General features: G+C 34.0%; 19 protein-coding genes. 5 read left to right on the top strand and 14 right to left on the bottom strand.

Annotated features, from left to right (window positions below; genetic code table 11):
* The coding region (locus tag A9Q93_RS10210) for an aminotransferase class IV (protein WP_303687298.1) at positions 1-455 on the top strand (455 nt) is incomplete at its 5' end.
* On the opposite strand, the gene A9Q93_RS10205 is transcribed toward A9Q93_RS10210, so the two are convergent.
* From A9Q93_RS10205 to A9Q93_RS10185, 5 genes are all read right to left on the bottom strand, one after another.
* Positions 452-1,012 carry a YqgE/AlgH family protein gene (locus A9Q93_RS10205; RefSeq protein WP_303687297.1) on the bottom strand — a complete coding sequence of 187 codons (561 nt, stop codon included), beginning with the start codon at positions 1,010-1,012 and terminating at the stop codon, positions 452-454. The two genes, A9Q93_RS10210 and A9Q93_RS10205, sit on opposite strands and share 4 nt — an antisense overlap.
* A gap of 224 nt (positions 1,013-1,236) precedes the next feature.
* Positions 1,237-1,509 (bottom strand): HU family DNA-binding protein, encoded by a 273-nt coding sequence (locus tag A9Q93_RS10200; RefSeq protein WP_015363467.1) that lies wholly within the window; start codon positions 1,507-1,509, stop codon positions 1,237-1,239.
* A 153-nt stretch (positions 1,510-1,662) separates the two neighbouring features.
* Positions 1,663-2,616, bottom strand: a complete 954-nt coding sequence (gene fmt, locus A9Q93_RS10195) for a methionyl-tRNA formyltransferase (protein WP_303687296.1) — start codon at positions 2,614-2,616, stop codon at positions 1,663-1,665.
* Positions 2,609-4,495 (bottom strand): ATP-dependent DNA helicase RecQ, encoded by a 1,887-nt coding sequence (locus A9Q93_RS10190; protein ID WP_303687295.1) that lies wholly within the window; start codon positions 4,493-4,495, stop codon positions 2,609-2,611. The genes fmt and A9Q93_RS10190 overlap by 8 nt, the downstream gene beginning before the upstream one ends.
* Before the next feature lie 2 nt (positions 4,496-4,497).
* On the bottom strand, positions 4,498-5,025 hold the full coding sequence (locus tag A9Q93_RS10185; protein ID WP_303687294.1) for an ATP-binding protein: 528 nt from the start codon (positions 5,023-5,025) through the stop codon (positions 4,498-4,500).
* Between the two features lie 69 nt (positions 5,026-5,094).
* On the opposite strand from A9Q93_RS10185, the gene A9Q93_RS10180 reads away from it, so the two are divergent.
* Together A9Q93_RS10180 and A9Q93_RS10175 are read left to right on the top strand one after the other, a co-directional pair.
* Positions 5,095-5,382, top strand: a complete 288-nt coding sequence (locus tag A9Q93_RS10180) for a DUF493 family protein (RefSeq protein ID WP_303687293.1) — start codon at positions 5,095-5,097, stop codon at positions 5,380-5,382.
* A gap of 61 nt (positions 5,383-5,443) precedes the next feature.
* Positions 5,444-6,112, top strand: coding sequence for a DUF4290 domain-containing protein (locus A9Q93_RS10175; protein WP_303687292.1), 669 nt, complete (start codon positions 5,444-5,446; stop codon positions 6,110-6,112).
* Between the two features lie 79 nt (positions 6,113-6,191).
* Here the strand turns inward: A9Q93_RS10175 and A9Q93_RS10170 are convergent, their stop codons facing one another.
* The 9 genes from A9Q93_RS10170 to A9Q93_RS10130 form a co-directional block, all read right to left on the bottom strand.
* Positions 6,192-6,683: a Dps family protein gene (locus A9Q93_RS10170; RefSeq protein ID WP_303687291.1), complete on the bottom strand. Its 492-nt coding sequence runs from the start codon at positions 6,681-6,683 to the stop codon at positions 6,192-6,194.
* A 3-nt stretch (positions 6,684-6,686) separates the two neighbouring features.
* Positions 6,687-6,815, bottom strand: a complete 129-nt coding sequence (locus A9Q93_RS10165) for a hypothetical protein (protein ID WP_015363474.1) — start codon at positions 6,813-6,815, stop codon at positions 6,687-6,689.
* A 132-nt stretch (positions 6,816-6,947) separates the two neighbouring features.
* Positions 6,948-7,796: a DUF1853 family protein gene (locus A9Q93_RS10160; RefSeq protein ID WP_303687290.1), complete on the bottom strand. Its 849-nt coding sequence runs from the start codon at positions 7,794-7,796 to the stop codon at positions 6,948-6,950.
* A gap of 5 nt (positions 7,797-7,801) precedes the next feature.
* On the bottom strand, positions 7,802-8,416 hold the full coding sequence (locus tag A9Q93_RS10155; RefSeq protein ID WP_303687289.1) for a WbqC family protein: 615 nt from the start codon (positions 8,414-8,416) through the stop codon (positions 7,802-7,804).
* Between the two features lie 11 nt (positions 8,417-8,427).
* On the bottom strand, positions 8,428-10,068 hold the full coding sequence (lepB, locus tag A9Q93_RS10150) for a signal peptidase I (RefSeq protein WP_303687288.1): 1,641 nt from the start codon (positions 10,066-10,068) through the stop codon (positions 8,428-8,430).
* Between the two features lie 39 nt (positions 10,069-10,107).
* On the bottom strand, positions 10,108-10,812 hold the full coding sequence (gene dapB, locus A9Q93_RS10145; RefSeq protein ID WP_303687287.1) for a 4-hydroxy-tetrahydrodipicolinate reductase: 705 nt from the start codon (positions 10,810-10,812) through the stop codon (positions 10,108-10,110).
* 1 nt (position 10,813) lies between these two features.
* On the bottom strand, positions 10,814-11,398 hold the full coding sequence (locus A9Q93_RS10140; protein WP_303687286.1) for a DUF5683 domain-containing protein: 585 nt from the start codon (positions 11,396-11,398) through the stop codon (positions 10,814-10,816).
* Complete coding sequence (locus A9Q93_RS10135; RefSeq protein WP_303687285.1) at positions 11,391-12,287, bottom strand: ParB/RepB/Spo0J family partition protein; 897 nt, start codon at positions 12,285-12,287, stop codon at positions 11,391-11,393. The genes A9Q93_RS10140 and A9Q93_RS10135 overlap by 8 nt, the downstream gene beginning before the upstream one ends.
* A gap of 5 nt (positions 12,288-12,292) precedes the next feature.
* Complete coding sequence (locus tag A9Q93_RS10130; RefSeq protein ID WP_303687284.1) at positions 12,293-13,057, bottom strand: ParA family protein; 765 nt, start codon at positions 13,055-13,057, stop codon at positions 12,293-12,295.
* 265 nt (positions 13,058-13,322) lie between these two features.
* Here A9Q93_RS10130 and A9Q93_RS10125 point away from each other — a divergent pair, with 265 nt between their 5' ends.
* Both A9Q93_RS10125 and A9Q93_RS10120 read left to right on the top strand, forming a co-directional pair.
* On the top strand, positions 13,323-14,552 hold the full coding sequence (locus A9Q93_RS10125; RefSeq protein WP_303687283.1) for a glycosyltransferase: 1,230 nt from the start codon (positions 13,323-13,325) through the stop codon (positions 14,550-14,552).
* 369 nt (positions 14,553-14,921) lie between these two features.
* Positions 14,922-19,577 (top strand): LamG-like jellyroll fold domain-containing protein, encoded by a 4,656-nt coding sequence (locus A9Q93_RS10120; protein ID WP_303687282.1) that lies wholly within the window; start codon positions 14,922-14,924, stop codon positions 19,575-19,577.
* Positions 19,578-19,774: the final 197 nt, after the last annotated feature.

Raw genomic sequence — 19,774 nt, 5'->3', positions numbered from 1 at the left:
AGGAAATAGATTTATTTAAGGACCACTTTGTTTACGCATCTATGTTGAGTACTTTAAAAACTACTAACAAGAATGTAAATATTCTTGCCGGTATATTTGCTCAAGAAAATGGTTATGATGATTTACTTCTCCTTAACCAGGATAAGATGGTGGTAGAAGCAATTTCTGGTAATGTTTTTATACGCAAGGGAGAAGAAATTAAAACACCACCTGTTTCAGATGGTTGTTTAAACGGTATCATGAGAGGTAAGGTAATAACAAGCCTAAAGAAGATGATTAACTACACGATAAAGGAAGAGACTATCACTCCTTTTGAACTACAAAGAGCTGACGAAATCTTTATTACAAACATGATCAGAGGAGTTCAAAGTGTATCAAAATACCGTAAGAAAACCTATGTAAAAGACACAGCTATAGAACTCAATCAGTCTTTAAATGAGTTTTTCTTTGATTAATTATATGAAGGATTTTCTGGTGCATTAGACCACAGCTCATATTCACCACCTAATTTTTTCATCTTTTTCTTCCAGATATCTTGCATATTATTGGATAGAATGTTTTTACTATCAGTATTTTCAACAACAACCCAAGAATTACCTTCTAGTTCTTCACTCAATTGATGCGTTTCCCAACCTGAGTACCCTAGAAAGAATTTAATTTCCTCACCGGTAATTAATCCTTTGTTTAAAAGATCACTTACCGCGTGAAAATCTCCACCCCAATAAATTCCATCTTCAATTAGATGGGATCCTGGAATAAGTTCTGGTATATTATGTAGAAAATAAAGATTATCAGTATCCACAGGACCACCTTGATAAACTTCAAGTTCTGTAGAGATTTCTGGAATTAATTGATCTAATGTGCAGCCTAGCGGTTTGTTAAGAATGAACCCTACAACACCTTCAGTATTGAACTCAGTAAGTAGCACAACTGATCGTGAAAAAGAATGGTCTCCTATAATGGATGGTTCTGATACTAAAAGGTTACCTCTTTCAGGCGCTTTATTTTTCATAAAATCTCAAAAGATATGTTTAAACATAAACAAAATTTGTGGATTAACCGCAAACTTTTAAAAATTACTGTTTTTCAAGTCTGTCAAAGTCATTAAATAGTATTACAGTGCCATTCCTTTGTTTTATACCAGTAACTTTTCTCTCCTTCTAATATTAGCGGTATAAAAAAATCCCTTCTTAATTATATTAAGAAGGGATTTTAATAAATAAACTAAAAAAAAAATTAGTTTACTGCTTTTTGTAAATCGCTACCTGCTTTGAATTTTACAACTTTTTTAGCAGCAATTTTGATAGTTTTTCCTGTTTGTGGATTTCTACCTTCACGTGCAGCTCTTTTAGAAACTGAAAATGATCCAAATCCTACAAGTGATACTCTGTCACCTTTTTTAAGAGATCCTTCTACGTTACCTAAGAATGATTCTAATGCTTTTTTTGCTGCTGCTTTTGAAATACCAGCGTGCTCTGCCATTCCTTCGATTAAATCTGTTTTGTTCATAATTGAATTTAAATTAATGTTGGTTAAACTAAAACGTGAAACAAATTTATACGGATTATGCGACCACACAAGGATTACAAGCTAAATCTCTTTCTTTTGTTCATAAAACTAACAAATTGTTAATAACTATATGCCATTTGAAGAGATTTCCTCTCAAGCCTTGCCAAATCTAGCATCCTGATCAAAGGTGTAACCATTTAACAGATCTTTTACTTTCATTCGTTTTTTGTTAGGTAATTGCATCTCTTCTATTACTATCATGTCCTCTTTACATGCAATAAGTATGCAGCCGTTTTCAATTACAAAACTGCCTGGTATCATTTGATGTTTTTTATGAACAATGCTTGATTTGTGGATTTTTACAATTTTCTCATCTTGATCTTGTAAAACAGCCTTTGCTACTGGATAGGGATAGAGCCCTCTAACAAGAGCATCAACTTCAGTTGCAGACTTATCAAAATTAATTAATGTGTTTTGGTTATTAAGTTTGGGCGCAGGTTTAAGTTGTTTATTTTCTTCTTGAATTGTGGTAGAAACGTTGCCTTGCGCTATCATATGTACTGTCTCAAGTGACAGTTGTGCGCCCATTACCATTAAACGACTATAGAGACTGCCTACATTTTCATTAGGTAAAATTTCAGTTTCTTTATTTGCAATTATAGCTCCTGTATCTATTTTTTCATCTATGAAAAAAGTAGTTACACCAGTTTTTGATTCTTGATTAATAATAGCCCAATTGATAGGTGCTGCACCGCGATACTGAGGTAATAAACTTGCATGTAAATTAAAAGTGCCTAATGGCGGCATGTCCCAGACTTGTTTCGGTAACATTCTAAAAGCAACTATGACTTGAAGATCTGCATGGAAGGATCTAAGTTCTTTAAGGAACTCCTCTGATTTGAGATTTTTGGGTTGTAAAACAGGAATTTGATTTTCTACAGCATATTTTTTTACATCACTTTCATTTATTTTTCTTCCTCTACCTGCTGGCTTATCCGGAGCTGTTACTACCACAACTATTTCATGAATGGAATGATGCAACTCATTTAATACACCGGTTGCAAATTCTGGTGTTCCAAAAAATATAATTTTTAAAGATTTATTCATTTACTATGTATTTATTATTATCTGTCAGGATAATTAATTGTTGTTCTAATAGTCTTTTAATTTCTACAATTACCGACTCTTGTGAAGCACCTGTAACACTTATAATCTCTTGAATATTTAACGGCTTTTCTTTTATTGATCTCAATAAGGTAGAACTTGTTACTGTCTCGTGTCTTGACTTTAAACAATTGCTGCAATGATTACAATTTGAAACGTTCTCTTCATTGAAATACTCTAATATCATCCTATTAATACATTTATCTGTTTCCGTTACCAGTTGTATAATAGATTTTAATTTTTCTAGACGTATGCGATTTTGTCGTTCTAGTTCTTTAGAAAAGGAGTTAATGGTGCGATCATCGTCTCTAGGTATTAAATAAGTTACTTGCAAATCTGTATGAACAATACTAGCATCTATCAGTTCACGACTTTGAAGTAAATCGATAGTTTCAAAAACGAGCTCCTCGCTGGTGTTACTTCTCGTCGCAATAAGTGATGGATTGATTTGAAGTGTTTGGTTTTTACTGCTGCCGTAAGTTCGCAAAATGGATTGAATGATAGCGTTAACTTCAGGTCTATGTTGTGCAAAGTTAATTATTTGTGTTCCGCTTTCGCGAAAGCGGATACTACACCGTCTATGAAATCCTTGGGCGAGCTGTATCACACTAAAGCGATCTAAGGCGTTTAAGGCACTGTATGCCTGCATCCCATTAAGATCATATGCTTTACAAAATTGAGAGAATGATAATGGGAATGAATCTCCTTCACCTTCTCCTAACGCTATTCTTAAATAGTTAGATAACTTACGATAAATGAATTTTAAAAAAGCTGCAGTAGGTTGTGATTTTACAAATTGATTATAAGCATGCTGTATATCGTTGCGATTATATATGAACTGAGCCGTGCTTAATTTACCATCTCTACCAGCTCTACCGGTCTCTTGATAAAAACTTTCTATACTATCAGGAAGCTGTAAATGAACTATAGTGCGCACATCTGGTTTATCTATTCCCATACCAAAGGCATTTGTCGCAACAATAACTTGTGTTTTATTATGTAACCATGCGTCAGACGTGGTAGATCTCAATTTGTTAGTAAGGCCTCCATGATAAAATGCAGAAGTTATACCTTGTTGCTGTAGTAAAAGACTGTATTCTACTGCGTTTTTTCTACTACGTACATAACTTATGCTGGAACCTGAATGTTGCGCATAGAATTTTTTAAGGGCCTGACGTTTATCTGCGGTGTTCAGGATATGGTAATGAATATTAGCTCTTTCATAACTGGATTTAAACACCTGTGGATTTTTAAGTGCTAGTACGGAGATGATATCTTGCTGCACTTCTTTTGTAGCCGTTGCTGTAACTGCGATCACAGGAATTTGTGGGTGCAACTCTCTAAGAATATTAATTTCTCGATAGGCTGGTCTAAAGTCATGTCCCCATTCACTAATGCAATGCGCTTCATCTACTGCAATAAGGTTAACATTCATTTTAAGAATGCGTTCTTGTACTAAATCTTGCTTTAATCTTTCTGGACTTAAATATAAAAAATCATAATTGCCAAAAACACAATTATCAAGGATGTCATCTAGATCTCTATAGGAAATACCACCGGTAATACCGCTTGCTTTGACACCTTTTTTTTTCAATTGATCTACTTGATCCTTAATCAGAGCCACTAAGGGTGAAATAACAATACATATTCCATCTAATTGTATACCTGGTATTTGATAACAAATGGATTTTCCACCACCGGTAGGTAGCAGTGCTAAGGAATCTTTACCTTCTAAAACCGTAGAAATTATTTCTTGTTGAAGAGGTCTAAAAGACTCATAGCCAAATCTATTTTTGAGAATATGTAAGGATTTTTCAATCAATATTATAGTTGTTCTATGATAAAATTATAGCGGTTCTCAATAGAAGATTTAGGTACAGAGATAGGAGAGTAGTCTAACTTTTTATAAAAATCTAATAAAATATCACCTAAAACTACAGCTTGATCATAAGTTTCATAGCGTTCATTATCACTTTCATATATTTCTTCCCACGGTGGTAAGAAAAAGACTTGATCATACCTATATTCTTTACAGGCTTTCATAAACACTTCTGGTATTTTATCTCCTGTAAAAACATGATAAGCAGGTACATCTGGAATGCCTCGATCATAAAAATTAATCCCTGAAGCAGCGTTTTTAAATTGCTGTATTCTACCATCGAGCAACTGGTTACTGAAAGCAAACGGATCAGTAAGGAAAAGTTGCTCTATGCCACTCTTCTGAGCATTTGCAGTCACTTCTCTTGAAATCTCGTGATGTACCTTAAAATTGTTCTTTTCAATCGTTTGTAAAACGCTCGTTTTTCCAGATCCAGGACCACCTATTATTAAAATTCGTTTGGTTTTTTCCATAAGGTTACAAAATAACTAAATCTAAGGATAGCAATCGATAGTATCATTAATTATATTTGCACAATAGTTATGGATAGAAAGAAATCAGACGAGTTTTATGCTAAGTTAAAAAGTCAACTTTTAGACACTAGTTTATGGCCGTCAAAGTACTTGTATAAGTTTATAGTGCCATCTTCAGGCACTCAGATTAAAGATATAGAAGATATTTTTAATAATACCGGAGCGGTTATAAACACAAAGCAATCTAGTAAAGGAACTTATACCAGTGTTTCTATAGTCGTTAACATGAAAAACCCAGATGCTGTCATCGCAAAATATAAAGAGGTTAGTAAAGTTGAAGGTGTTATTTCACTTTAAGTCATTATTAATACTATTTTGCGTATTTTGCAGCTCTTCATATTAAGAAATACATTTCAATTTGATATCATCATTAGAATACAATACTGAGCGCAACCAGCTTGTCATACCTGAATATGGAAGACATATTCAAAAATTAGTAGAGCATTGTAAAACCTTGGAAACAAAGGAAGAGCGCAACCGCATGGCGACTGCTATTATAGGCGTTATGGGTAACTTGAATCCTCATTTAAGAGATGTTGCAGATTTTCAACATAAGCTTTGGGATCAATTATTTGTTATAGCAGGATTTGATCTTGATGTTGATTCTCCTTACCCTATACCAGATAAAGAAGAGCTCGCGGCAAGACCTAAGAAAATGGCATATCCACAAAAGCGTCCTCGTTACCGTTTCTATGGAAACAATATTCAAGGTATGATTAACGTGGCCTTAGGATGGGAAAAAGGAGAGAAAAGAGAAGCACTCGCTTATATCATAGCAAATCATATGAAGAAGTCCTTCCTTAACTGGAATAAAGATTCTGTTGATGATTCTGTAATATTTAAACATTTATTTGAATTGAGCGATGGAGAAATTAATCTTGCGGCAAAGGAAGAAGACCTTCTGGAATCAAAAGCCTTAATTTATCGTAATACAAGTACCAACCGCTCTAGATCTAATAGCAATAAAAGGCAGCATACTAAAAAGAACGGTAGAGGAAATACTAACAATAGACGCCGTAGAAATTAAGTTTGTTATACTTCAAAACATAAAAAATCCCATTTCAAATTTATTGAAATGGGATTTTTAAAATAATAAAATTACAACTCTAAATGGATTTTCTAGTGTCTTCAGTTTTCATTCTCCAGGCATCTAACATCCATGAAGTAGTCTCTAATTCTCTTATATAGGCTCCTATTAAATCAATAGTACCTTCATCTCCACACTTGTCAGCAGTTTCTACAACTTTGGTCATCTGACTTAAAATGTGACCGTGATCTTCTATTAAATTATCTACCATTTCTCTATCAGATAGTTCTGATTTAGTTTCTTTCAGGTTTGATAATTCTAAATACTCACTGTAATTAGAAGTAGGCTGAAATCTTAATGTTAAGATTCTCTCTGCAATTTCATCAATTTTAATGATTGCATCGTCATACATTTCTTCAAACTTCTCATGAAGATCAAAAAAGGAATGCCCAACAATATTCCAGTGGTAATTTCTTAATTTTTGATAGTATAAGTGATAGTCAGCAAGTAATATATTTAATTCTTTACTAGTATCTTTTGCTTTGTCTATGTCAAAGTTTAGGTAGTTCATTCTTTATTTAGATTTTTCTTGTTTGTCTTTAATAGTTTCAGTCTCTAAGCTGAAATCTCTATTTTTTGTTTTAGTATCTCCAAAACTTGATAAAGGTTGGTCTTTTGTCTTTCTTTCAAATTTTTTGTTCATGGCGTTTATTTTTTATAAAGATACAAGTAGGTAACGCCTGTTTTAATGAAAATTGAGTTAAATGATGTTTACATTATCACAAATCATATGGACATATACAGCTATAGTCTTAATTTATTATAAGATAATAATTTACTTAACAATAAAAAATCTTTCGAATTTGCCTGTTTCCAGTTGCATCCATACTAACGGCGCAAAACCTCGCTCCAAGCTTTGTGTAGCGCTTTCAAGTACTTCCTGAAAGGTGTGTTCAAGGGCAGTAGGGTAAGGAGACATTTTCCATGCAAATTTTTCTGGTAGGTAATAGGTGTTTTGTGTTTCCGCTTTCGCGAAAGCGGATATATTAAAATAATAACCTACAATACATGCTTTATTGATGTATTTGAATTTAAAATTCCAAAATTTATGAGGGATAAATACATGAGCTAGAAAACATACTTGCTGCTTTATGTTTTCAATGGATATAGAATGAGAGTTTAAAAGCGCCTCAGTTTCTGTATGATAAAGTAATGGAAGTTGATGGTTTTTAAGGTGGTTGATTTTTCTAATTAAGTTATCTCTCCCGTTAGGACCTCTGTATTTACTTAATTCAATTAAACGATCATCTTTCTCACTAGATTGAAAATCTGGATTATAAATATAAAATTTATAGACCAGTTCAATATGAACTAATTGGCCAGTTGTAGTTTCTTGTACTATATAATCTAATTCTCCTATGGTAACTTTTTTATTAAAAATTTGAGCGTTAGAAAGAACTAGATCATAATTTTGACACTTTTCTATGCAAAATTTAAAAAAGTACTCAGCTCTTTTGCCTAATACAGTTCCTTGAGGTATAGCAGGTAACTCTAATGCCTCTTCTTCATTAAGGTAGGAAAAATCAAATTCTTTAAGAGGAAACTGTTGTAATCCTAAAAGAGAGCCAGACCACAAACTTGCTGTTTTATAAAATGCTTTAAAACGCGCAAAGTTGTTGTTCATGAATCTTAAATTTTAGAATGCTGACTTTTTAAATAACTACCAGCTGCTGGACCTAAGTTAAAAAGAAGGTCTAGTCCACTGAGCGGTTGCAGGAACCCATGCTTTTCTTGAAAAACTTGAATATAAGAATCGAGCTCGATGCTAGGAGTACCTTTTGCGGTGACTAGTACCTTTGCTGTAGTGTCATTAATATAGGTCGTAGTTTCATCTACATCCTTATCTATATTCAAATGTTCTAGTAGAAATAGGGTAGTCTTTATGTTCCATTTCAATAAAGACTTTGGCACATCATTGTATAATTTTTCTAATTCATCTTGATAGTATTCATAGTATGGACTACTGTAATAAGCACTTTTTATACTTTTCAAATGAATAGACTTCCAGTTTTGAGAATGATCTATTTCTATGGAGGCATAAGGAACAGAATGTCCTTTTTTTTGATGTATTATGGGTATGTTAAGCGCTAGCTTACCATTTGCTGCAGCAATATTTGCACGGTTTCTATAGGTTTGTTTTACATAACTATCGTTCACTTCAAATGTAATAGAAGCTGACTTGTGTATATGTATCAATGAAATAACATCAGGAAAATACGATGGATGAATAACAAGTTCCTGCATGAGATTTCTTCTTAAGACTTCTCTTTATTAGCTTTCTTATTTTTCATAATCTTTCTTACCACAAAATAACCAGCAAGTACGACTAAGAAATATACTAAATAAGAGGTAGGCTGTCCAGATCCATTTACGGTGGTAAACATTCTTTCAAATCTAAAACCACTAGGAAAAGACTTGTTGCTATCGTAACTCATCCATACAAAAACTGGTTTTCCTACTACATGATTAAAAGGTACATAACCCCAGAATCTACTGTCTAGACTATTACCGCGATTATCTCCCATGAGCCAGTAGTAGTCTTGCTTGAAAGTGTATGAAGTAAGTGGCTTACCGTTAAGAAATACCTCATTTCCTTTGTAAGTGACGTCGTTAAAGATGTTCATCTCACTACCTTCATAGACCTCTATAATTCTTTCAAAATAGGCGATATTAGTTTGATCAATATCAACTGTCATACCTTTTGCAGGAATAATAAACTCTGCACGATCCTCATTATTATTTCCAGTTCTACCGTCGTACGGGAAAACGTTAGGTTTTAAAAATGCAGTTTCAGGATCCTTAAAATCTCTTCTCCATTGTTTGTATGGTGCACCTACATCTAGCGTTCTACGCTCATAGCTAGAAATAACCCCATCATTTTTAAGACGCTCAACAGTTGCTCTTGTAGCAGTAAGCTGTAAATCGTTAGGATTATTATCTCTATCAGGTTGTTGTATATTCTCGGTTATATCATAATTTTCAATCATATAGGCACGATCTGCCATCAGGTCTATACGTTGTGCTACTACATTGTAAATGAATTGTGGTTTTGCACGCTCTGGGAGAATTAACAATTCTCCATTAATAAAAATATCTCCATCTTTCATGGACATTTTATCTCCAGCTATAGCAACACATCTTTTTACATAATTAGACTTTTTATCGATGGGCTTATAATAATATTTTCCATCGTCATAAGGATACGTATTAGTAGAGTCTGCAGGGAAATTAAAAACAACGATATCGTTTCTTTCAATTTTTTGAAAACCAGGCAATCTCATATAAGGCAACTGTGGACGTTCTAAATAGCTTTTTACACCTAAAACAGGAATGGTGTCATGCACCATGGGCGCTGCAATAGGAGTCATAGGTAATCGAGCTCCATAATGAAACTTACTTACAAATAAAAAGTCTCCAGTAAGCAACGTTTTTTCTAAAGAAGAAGTCGGGATAATGAATGGTTGCATAACATAGGTATGCACTATGGTAGCTGCAATAACCGCAAATAAAATAGAATTAGTCCATTCTCCAGCAGCAGTTCTAGGAGTTAATTCTCTCTCTTTAATGTGATTTAAAGGTTGTGTGTAATTGATATAGTAGATGTAAAAACCTAAGGTGACAACGCTCAAAAAAGTATCCTTGGGTTTATTGTAGCCAAAAGACCTTAAGGTATCCACCCATATTACAATAAACATCATAATATTTACTACAGGTAAAAATAGTAAAATAGTCCACCACCAAGGTCTATTCATTATTTTCATTAATGTAACTGCATTGAGAACAGGTACAAATGCCTGCCATGCTTTAAATCCAGCAGCCACATACATTTTCCATGTTCCTAATCCGTGTATTAATTGGATTACTAAAAATGTGATTAACCATTCTGTCCAGCTCATATAACTATTTTATAGTATGTAAGATAAGATTCAAGATTGTTACAATCCTAAAACATCTTTCATGGTATATATTCCTTTTTTATTACTAATCCATTCAGCAGCAATGATACTACCTAGTGCAAATCCATCTCTGGTGTTTGCTTTATGTATAATCTCTATACTATCTATTTCGTTTTTGTAAAGAACGCTATGAGTTCCTTTTACATCTTCTTCTCTCAACGCTTCTATCGCAATAGACTGCTCGTTAGACTGCTTACCTAAATGCCACTCTTTTTTATCTAATTTTTCTGAAATACCTTCAAACAAAGTAATCGCAGTTCCACTAGGCGCATCTTTTTTCTCTGTGTGATGAATTTCTTGCATGCTCACATCATATTCAGGAAAAGAATGCATCATTTGAGCTAATTTTTTATTCAACTCAAAAAACAAATTTACTCCTAAACTAAAATTAGAAGCATGCACCATACTTCCATTATTTTCAGCTACTAATTTTTCAATATCGCTTAGGTGATCGTTCCATCCTGTGGTACCACAAACCAATGGGATACCTGTGGGAATTACTTTGTAAAGGTTATCAAGAACGCTCTCTGGACTTGTGAATTCTATGACTAAATCGGCATTAGAAATTCCATCTATTATAGAATCTTTACGCCCTAACTTTGCTATGATACTATGACCACGTTCTAACGCGATACGTTCAATGGTTTTACCCATTTTACCATAACCTAAAAGTGCAATTTTCATTTTAAAAAGAATAACTTAAATTAAAGCCGTAGGTGTTTCCTATAGCAAGAGTGTTATAATCTATATACGGTAAAACGCTCAAGTTGCGATCTACATTAAACTGACTTAGATGTCCATCTACGTTAGCATCAATTATTTGCAACACATACAGTCCTGCGGTAAATAATATACTCAACTCCTTATTGCGCTGTGAATTTCTTTGTGCTCTTTCCAGAGCTGCTGTAGTAATTATGGGAGTACCATCTTCATTAGAGAACTCGTCATTAGTACCACCGGCGAGACGTATTCTAAAAGCATCCCTAAACCTGTTGTATTCTTTATCATTTACAGTGTATACGTAAACAGGAATTCCTACTGCTGCTAGAGCTAGTGGTATCTTCCAGTATTTTTTATTGTATGCTTGACCTAATCCAGGAACCACAGCACTGTAAAAAGCAGCCTTAGATGGGCGGTTTGCATCATAAACTCTGGAAATACTGTCTTTAGCCACGATAATATCGTTAAGATCCACAGTGGTATCAGGATCTGTTTGCGACCATCCTTGAAAGCAAATAAATATAAATATGTAAAATAAATATTTATTCATTAATCAATTTTACTATGCGTTCAAAGTCTGCTTTTGAGGCATAATTGATAGTAATTTTTCCCTTTCCAGAGCTGGACATCGTAGTAGTAACTTTGGTGTCCAGAAATGAATTCAAATGGCTTGTTTTCTCAGCCACATTTTCTGGCAATGAGTTCTTTTTAGTTTGCTTTCGCGAAAGCGTGCCTCCTTTTAAATCCTTAACTAATTTCTCTGTTTCTCTTACAGAAAGGCTGTCGGCAAGAATTTTTTGATATACATCTAATTGTTGCTCTAAACTTTCTAAATTAATTAAAGCACGACCATGGCCCATAGAAATAAATCCATCTCTCATACCAGTCTGTATGATAGGATCCAATTTCAAAAGCCTTAAATAATTTGCAATAGCACTACGAGATTTACCTACACGATCGCTCATTTGCTCTTGTGTAAGGTCTATTTCTTCAATTAACCTCTGATAGGAAAGTGCAATTTCAATAGGGTCTAGATCTTGACGCTGGATATTTTCTACCAGTGCCATTTCTAAAGATTCTTGATCGTTTGCAATACGCACATATGCAGGAATGGTTTCTATACCGAGCAATTTTGAAGCACGACATCTACGTTCACCAGAAACCAGCTCATATTTTCCAAATCCTTTTTTGCGCACTGTGATAGGCTGTATCACACCTAGTTCACTTATTGAGCTGGCAAGTTCACGCAAGTGCTCTTCATTAAAGCTGGTTCTAGGTTGAAAAGGATTCATGTCTATATCCTTTAAAGGAAGATCGATCACGTTTCCTACTATTTGATCGGCATTTTTATCCTCTGCCGATTTTATGTCGTTGCTAGGGTCTTTTAATAGAGCAGATAGTCCTCTTCCCAGCGCTTGTTTCTTAGTTGCCTTGGCCATAGTGCTTAAGCGTTTTTCTGTATAAGTTCATTTGCTAGACTCAAGTAATTTTCTGAGCCTTTACTAGATGCATCATAGTTAATAATGCTTTCTCCATATGAAGGTGCTTCACTTAAACGTACATTTCTTTGAATGATTGTCTTAAATGTTAACCCTTCAAAATGTTGATTTACTTCTTCTACAACTTGATTTGATAATCGCAACCTACTATCATACATGGTTAATAATAGTCCTTCTATATCAAGTTCTGTATTATGTATTTTTTGAACACTTTTAATTGTGTTTAAGAGTTTTCCTAAACCTTCTAATGCAAAGTATTCACACTGTATAGGAATGAGTACAGAATTACTAGCTGTAAGCGCGTTAAGAGTTAGTAAACCTAACGATGGTGCACAATCTATAATGATATAATCGTAGTTCTTTTTAATTTCTTTTAAGGCTTCCTTCATCATATACTCGCGTTGATCTTTATCAACCAGTTCAATCTCGATCGCAACAAGATCTATATGTGCTGGGATAATATCAACGTTAGGAGAGTCTGTGGATAAAATAAGCTCACTAGGGTCTACAGAATTTTCAACTAATTGATATGTACCTTGAGATATTGCCTCTACATCTATCCCTAAACCTGAAGTTGCATTTGCTTGTGGATCAGCATCTATTAACAATACTTTTTTCTCTAAAACACCTAGACAAGCCGCTAGATTAACGGCTGTTGTTGTTTTTCCTACACCACCTTTTTGATTTGCTATTGCAACTATTTTACCCATGGAAGTATTTAAATTTTAAAATGCTAAAGTAAATATTTTACCTCGTATTTATGGGGCAAATATGATAATAAGATTAACAAGATTTTAAAGCCACTCAGTATGAGTAAGCTATTGTAAAATCCCTAAAATCGATGAAGATACTTTATTCTACTTATCTGCCACGGTACCAGAACCGTCAGTTTGTATTGACATTTTCCATTTCACATTACAAATATTTCAAAAACCAAATTACATATATATGAAACAATAAGTATAGCTTTGTCGTATGAAACGACTGTTAGTAATAGGAAATAACTGGCCAGAACCTACCACAACCGCTGCTGGAACTAGATTATTACAATTATTGAAAATTTTTCAAAGTGATGGTTATGAGGTCCATTTTGCAAGTGCCGCAGCAAAATCTGATTATTCGGTAGACTTAACCGGATTAAATATTACAGAACAAGAAATAAAATTGAATAACTCTTCTTTTGACACTTATATTCAAAAGTTACAACCAGATGTCGTACTGTATGATCGATTTATGATGGAAGAGCAGTACAGCTGGCGTGTTAAAGAAAATGCTCCGCACACAAAACATATACTCGATACAGAAGATTTACACTTTCTAAGGAAGGCTAGAGAAGAAGCATTTAAGAAAAATAACAAAATAAATTTGTATACAGAGGTAGCAATGCGCGAGATAGCCGCGATTCATAGATGCGATTTATCCTTGATTATTTCATTGACAGAATACCAATTATTACTGGACGCATTTGACATGGATGCCTCTAAGGTATTTTACATTCCTTTTTTAATCGATCAAAAAGAAATACTGGCGGCCAGAGAAAAGGCCACGACTTTTTCAGAAAGGTCACATATGGTCATGATAGGCAATTCTTTGCACAAGCCTAATTACGATGCTATATTTTATATGAGAAACTTTATATGGCCAAAAATTAGAAAAAACAACCCAAATGTAGAAGTTCATGTATATGGAGCATACCAAAATCAAGCGATATATCAATTAAATGACATTCAATTGGGCTTTATCATTAAAGGTTATGCAGTTGATGCAGTAGAAACTATAAGTAAATACCGCTTGCTATTAGCTCCGTTGCGCTTTGGTGCTGGTCAAAAAGGAAAAATATTTGATGCCATGAAAGCAAATACACCTGTAGCCATGACGTCTATTGCAGCAGAAGGTATGTTTAACAAATCAGATACTTATGGATTTGTAGAAGATAATCCTGAAGCTTTTGCTTCTAAATGTTTAGAGGTTTATAATAACGAGAATGACTGGTGTGCTCTAAGCGGTAAAAATTTGGTAATATGGGAGGAGTTTTATTCGTATTCCGCTTTCGCGAAAGCTTTATTAGGAAGAGTGCAGTTGCTTTTTTCCTACAAAAATAACACCACATTAGAAGGCTCGTTTAGTATACAAATGCTTGTTTATCATTCCCAAAAAGCTAATAAATATCTGAGCAAGTGGATTGAAGAAAAGAATGTTGATTGATCAAAATCTAGGTTAAATATCCATATTTTATGTTTCAAAGATTAGCACGATTTATATTGTGCATTTCATCGATTTTATGATTTGTTTAATCATTACTTAACTTTTGAAAGTTAAATTAATTAACATATGTTAATTAATATATGTGTTTTGTCGATGAATTAAGTAACTTAACATATGTTCAAAATACAATTTTTCGATAAACGGCATGCATTTCATCGATTTTATTGTTTAGCATTATTTTCTTTCGTATCTGATAACTAGATAATTATGTTATGCATGCATAATAATTGTATTCACTGCATAATACTTTTCTTGTGTTACCTAGTGTTGCGACATATTCTTGTGAGAATCACTTAAAGAGTGGAAAACATGAATAAAACAGTATACTTAAACCACAGGATCTCAGTCCTAACATTTTTCTTTTTTGTCCTACAATTATCGATTGGGCAAGTCACAATTTTTAATGCAAATTTTAACAATGGTACAGGAGATAATGCCTGGACAGACGTAGCAAATGGTAATTGGGTCCGAGGAAATGACGCCCTCGGATTTACTAGATTGGGGAGTTACAAATATCTTCAACGCAACTATCGTAACCGAAGAAATTATACGTATCAACCTAATGAGTTTGCTTATACGCTTTCACCTACAATTAATCTTACTGGTTACGATAAGTTAAATCTGTCTTTTGAAATGTATTTAGATGTTGCGAGAACTAATGTAGATGGAGTGAAAGTTATTTACAGTACGGATAATGGTAATACTTTTCAAACTCTTGGGAAAGAAAATGATGAAGCAATCAACTGGTATACAACTAGAAATATTAGCGCTTTGACATCTATCGACGGTTTAGGTGGATGGGGAACGGATACTGGTGGATGGGTGACAGCTTCTATTGATTTACCTTCACAAGGTTTTGATGATAAATCTGGTATTGTTTTTGGATTCATATTTCAAAGTGATGGAAATAGTCATGCTGCTAATGGATTTGCTTTTGACAATTTTAAAATCATCGGATATAATAAATTAACTAAAAATTATTCTGATTGTGGGCTGGGAATAGGGCAAAATCTTGAACTATGGTTGAATACGAGAACACTTGCAGGTCTATCTGATGGTGATCGTGTGAGTCAATGGACTAATATTTCTTCTTTAAATCCATTGTCTAATATTAGTGCCGAGTGGACCAGCGCAACTTCAAGCGGAAATTTACGTCCTACCTATTATGATAACCCTACGAAAAACACCAACTTCAATCCTGTAGTGTCTTTTGATGGTACCAATGAAATGTTTGGTAAGTCAGGTTTTTATAATAGAGACATTTATATAGTAATAAATCCTACAGCTACAATATCTGCCGCAAGACCTACAGAAGACGTTTTTTTAGGTGATGATTATCTTGATGGAATAGGTACTGAAGACGTTACAGGGATTTCTATAAATGACACATCCGCAAGATACGGTCCATATCCGGATATCGCCGCTTATAATCAAGGCTCTAGTGGTACTTATGGTCGTGCTATTGTACATCCAACATTAGTATATGATAGACCAGTTATTTTTAATGCGCGACTTAATGCTGCTGGTGATGGAATGGATTTATATCTGGATGGTGTAGACTTAGGTCTTACATTAGACCCAGCACTTATGAGAGAAGAGAATGCTAATACTTTTAAAGATATTCTTAATTCTAGATACTGGTTAGGTAGATCAGAATTTTTTGGTCCTAGTTTTACAGGAGATATTTTAGAAATTATGTCTTTTTCAGAGCGTAAGCCAGATATCGACAGACAGCGATTGGAATCTTACTTAGCTGTAAAATATGGAATCACATTAGGGCTATTTGCTGTTCCTCAAATTGGTCTTCCTCATGTTCCAGGTTCTTACTTTGATTCAGATGGTAATCCACTATGGAATGCTGTAACTGATAATGGCTATACTTACAATGTTGCAGGAATAGGTTATGATGATTGTTCTTTGTTAAATCAAAAACAGGCAAAAAGTGTAGATCCATTTACTTTTATTACTATCGGTTTAGGAGATATATATGATACAAATAGTGCTAACCCAAGTACATTTGAATCAAGTGGCGACTTCCTAATGTGGGGAAGCACACGTTCAACTCTTACGGCATTACCAGATCCACTAGAGGTTACATTAGGACCTAGTTTAGTTACTACGTTTACAGATGTCACAGAACGTACCTGGAAGTTTAAAGAAATTTCTCAAGTAGGTAATGATATACCACAAGTAAAATTATCGGTATCTACTACAGGTCTTGCTTCATTACCACCATTAGTTGGTAACGATGCATATGTTATGATACTTGCAGATGATGATTCTTTTACTACAAACGTAGAAACAGTTTTTCTAGAAACAGAAGGAACTAATCAAACTACATATTACGACTTTGATGGTACTCGTTACGTGAAATTTGGAGTAGCTCACGAGGTAATCGCATCAAAAGATATTCTTTTTGATGGTACTAATGATTATGTAGCAATGGGTGACGAGCTGGAATTATCTGGTGATTATACCATATCTGCATGGGTAAAGACTGACGGTTCAAATACTTCTACATCAAATAAAACCATTGTGTCTAAACGTGCTTCTGGTGTTGATGGTTATCATTTTTATTTAAGAGACGATAATCGTGTAGAAATGACACATAATGGTAATTCTACAATTACTAGTAACACAGCTTTAAATAATGATGTATGGTATTATTTAACAATTGTCTATAGTTCAGGACAGGCTAGTTTATACATTGACGGACATAGAGATAGAAGAGTAAATATAGATGCGCCATTATTAAATACTTCTAAGTTTTGTATTGGTTCTAGATATGTAGATAAAAATAATATTCTAGATAACTTTTCAGGAAGTCTGGATGAAATAAGAATTTTCAATCAAGCAATTACTCAGCGTCAAATTAGATTCATGATGAATCAAGAAATTGAAAAAGACGGTAATGGAATTAAGGGAGCTATTATACCTAATACTATTACAAGAAATGATATTTCTGGTCTTAACTGGGATTCTCTAGAAGCTTATTTTAATATGAATACATACATAGGTACTCATTTAAATGACGCTTCTGGAAACAAACACAGAGGTAGTTTAATACAACCAGATGTTTTCAATATTAATGAGCAAACAGCACCATTGCCTTATATATCTGAAAGTGACGCAAACTGGAATTCTCCTGCAGCATGGCAAAATGGAAATTCTTTATTCATGCCTGGTACTCCTAGATTAATAAATGGTAGGAATCGAGCAATAAATTGGAATATTGCGGTGGTTAATCACGAGATTGTTGCAAATAATAGAAATTATACGCTTCTAAGTTTAGAGGTCGGTAACCCTGGAAAACTTCTGGTAGAAAACGATAGAGGTTTAACACTTACTCACCAGCTCAAACTAGACGGAATAATTGATTTAGTTGGAGAGTCTCAGCTTATTCAACATAATAATAGTGATTTAGTTTCTTCAACTACTGGTAAAATTGAGATCGATCAACAAGGAACTTCAAACAAATATGATTATAACTACTGGAGTTCACCTGTAAGTAGAATTAGTAATAATTCTAACAACAATGGATTCTCTATTGCTGAGGTGTTAAAGGATGGTACTTTGGTAAATAATCCTAGAGATTTGAATTTTACATCTCGAAATGTTCGTGATGGAGCGCCTGGAGACGCTACTACCGCAGCTACTATCTCTGGAAGATGGTTATTTAAATATGGTAATACTACTAGTAATACCTATGCAAACTGGGAATATGCTGGGCCTAATGGTAATCAGGTTTCTGGAGAAGGATGGACTATGAAAGGAACAGGAGCAACTGGTACCATTCAAAACTATGTTTTCGTTGGTAAACCTAATAATGGTAATATCAATTTAGATATAGACAGTGGTAACGATTATTTAGTAGGTAATCCGTATCCTAGTGCATTAGATGCTCACGAGTTTATCAGCGATAATCCAGATACTGATGGTACTGTATATTTCTGGGAACATTGGGGTGGAAACACGCATATTCTTGCAAACTATCAAGGTGGATATGCTACTTATAATTTTTCTGGCGGAGTAGGTAATGCTACAATTGGAACTTCTAATCCAGACGTTAACCAAGGAGGAATTCCTACTAAGAGACCAGAGCAATACATTCCTGTAGGTCAAGGTTTCTTTGTGACAGGAATTAATGATAATGGTCAGATACGTTTTAGAAATGATCAAAGACAGTTTGTAAAAGAATCTAGTGGACAGAGTCTCTTTGTTTCAGCTCCTGGAGCTACTCCTGTTGCAGCGGCTGGTGATATAAATACACCTAGCGATCCACGTATGAAAATTAGATTAGGTTTTGACTCTTCAAACTTAATACATAGACAGTTGTTAGTAACCGTGGATAATAATGCAACTTTTGGAATAGATAGAGGTTTTGACGGTAAACTACTTGATGAGCAAATTGATGATATGGCATGGAAAACAGCTAACGAAAAACTGACTATTCAAGGAGTTCCAGCTATAGGAGATCAAACAGAGCTACCGTTATTTATTAAATTAAATAATAACAGCACATTTAATATCGTGATAGACGAGTTAAAGAATGTTCCTGTAGATCAAGATATATTTGTAAAAGATGCCTTATTAAATACCTATGTTAATATCAAGGACACGACTTATACAAGTCCTATGCTTAGCGCTGGGAATTATAATGATCGTTTCTATATAACATTCTCTCAACAAGGTACATTGAGTACAGAAACGACTCAAGTAAGTGATAGTGATCTTATATTTTACACGCCTAGAGGTTTAAAAGAACTTCATGTAAAAACATCAAACACCATTTTGTTAGAAGACTTAACTCTCATCAATATGTTAGGACAGCAAGTAAAAACTTATGATGTTGCTAATCACGACACTATTATCAACGTAAATATATCACAGATCGCAAGTGGTAATTACATTGTAAAGTTGAATTCTAATCTCGGTGTGATAACTAGAAAAGTTATTATTGAGTAATAGTAATCACTTTTTATCTTAACAAAAAAAAGCCTGCTATTTAAAGCAGGCTTTCTTTTTTCTTACCTTTAGGTGTGCACTTACTATATGATACGTTAAGCTTCTTAAGAAAAGTATTTTAGTACGGGCTAGATTAAAGCTCCTATTTGATTAAAGGTAAGTTGGTCCGTACAGACATTAGTTCATCTGTTAAATGC

The sequence above is a fragment of the Nonlabens dokdonensis genome (genome assembly GCF_002162835.1).
In the GTDB taxonomy this organism is placed as follows: domain Bacteria; phylum Bacteroidota; class Bacteroidia; order Flavobacteriales; family Flavobacteriaceae; genus Nonlabens; species Nonlabens dokdonensis_B.
Note: the sequence above shows the minus strand (reverse complement) of the source record. Positions and strands in the feature narration are given on the sequence as shown.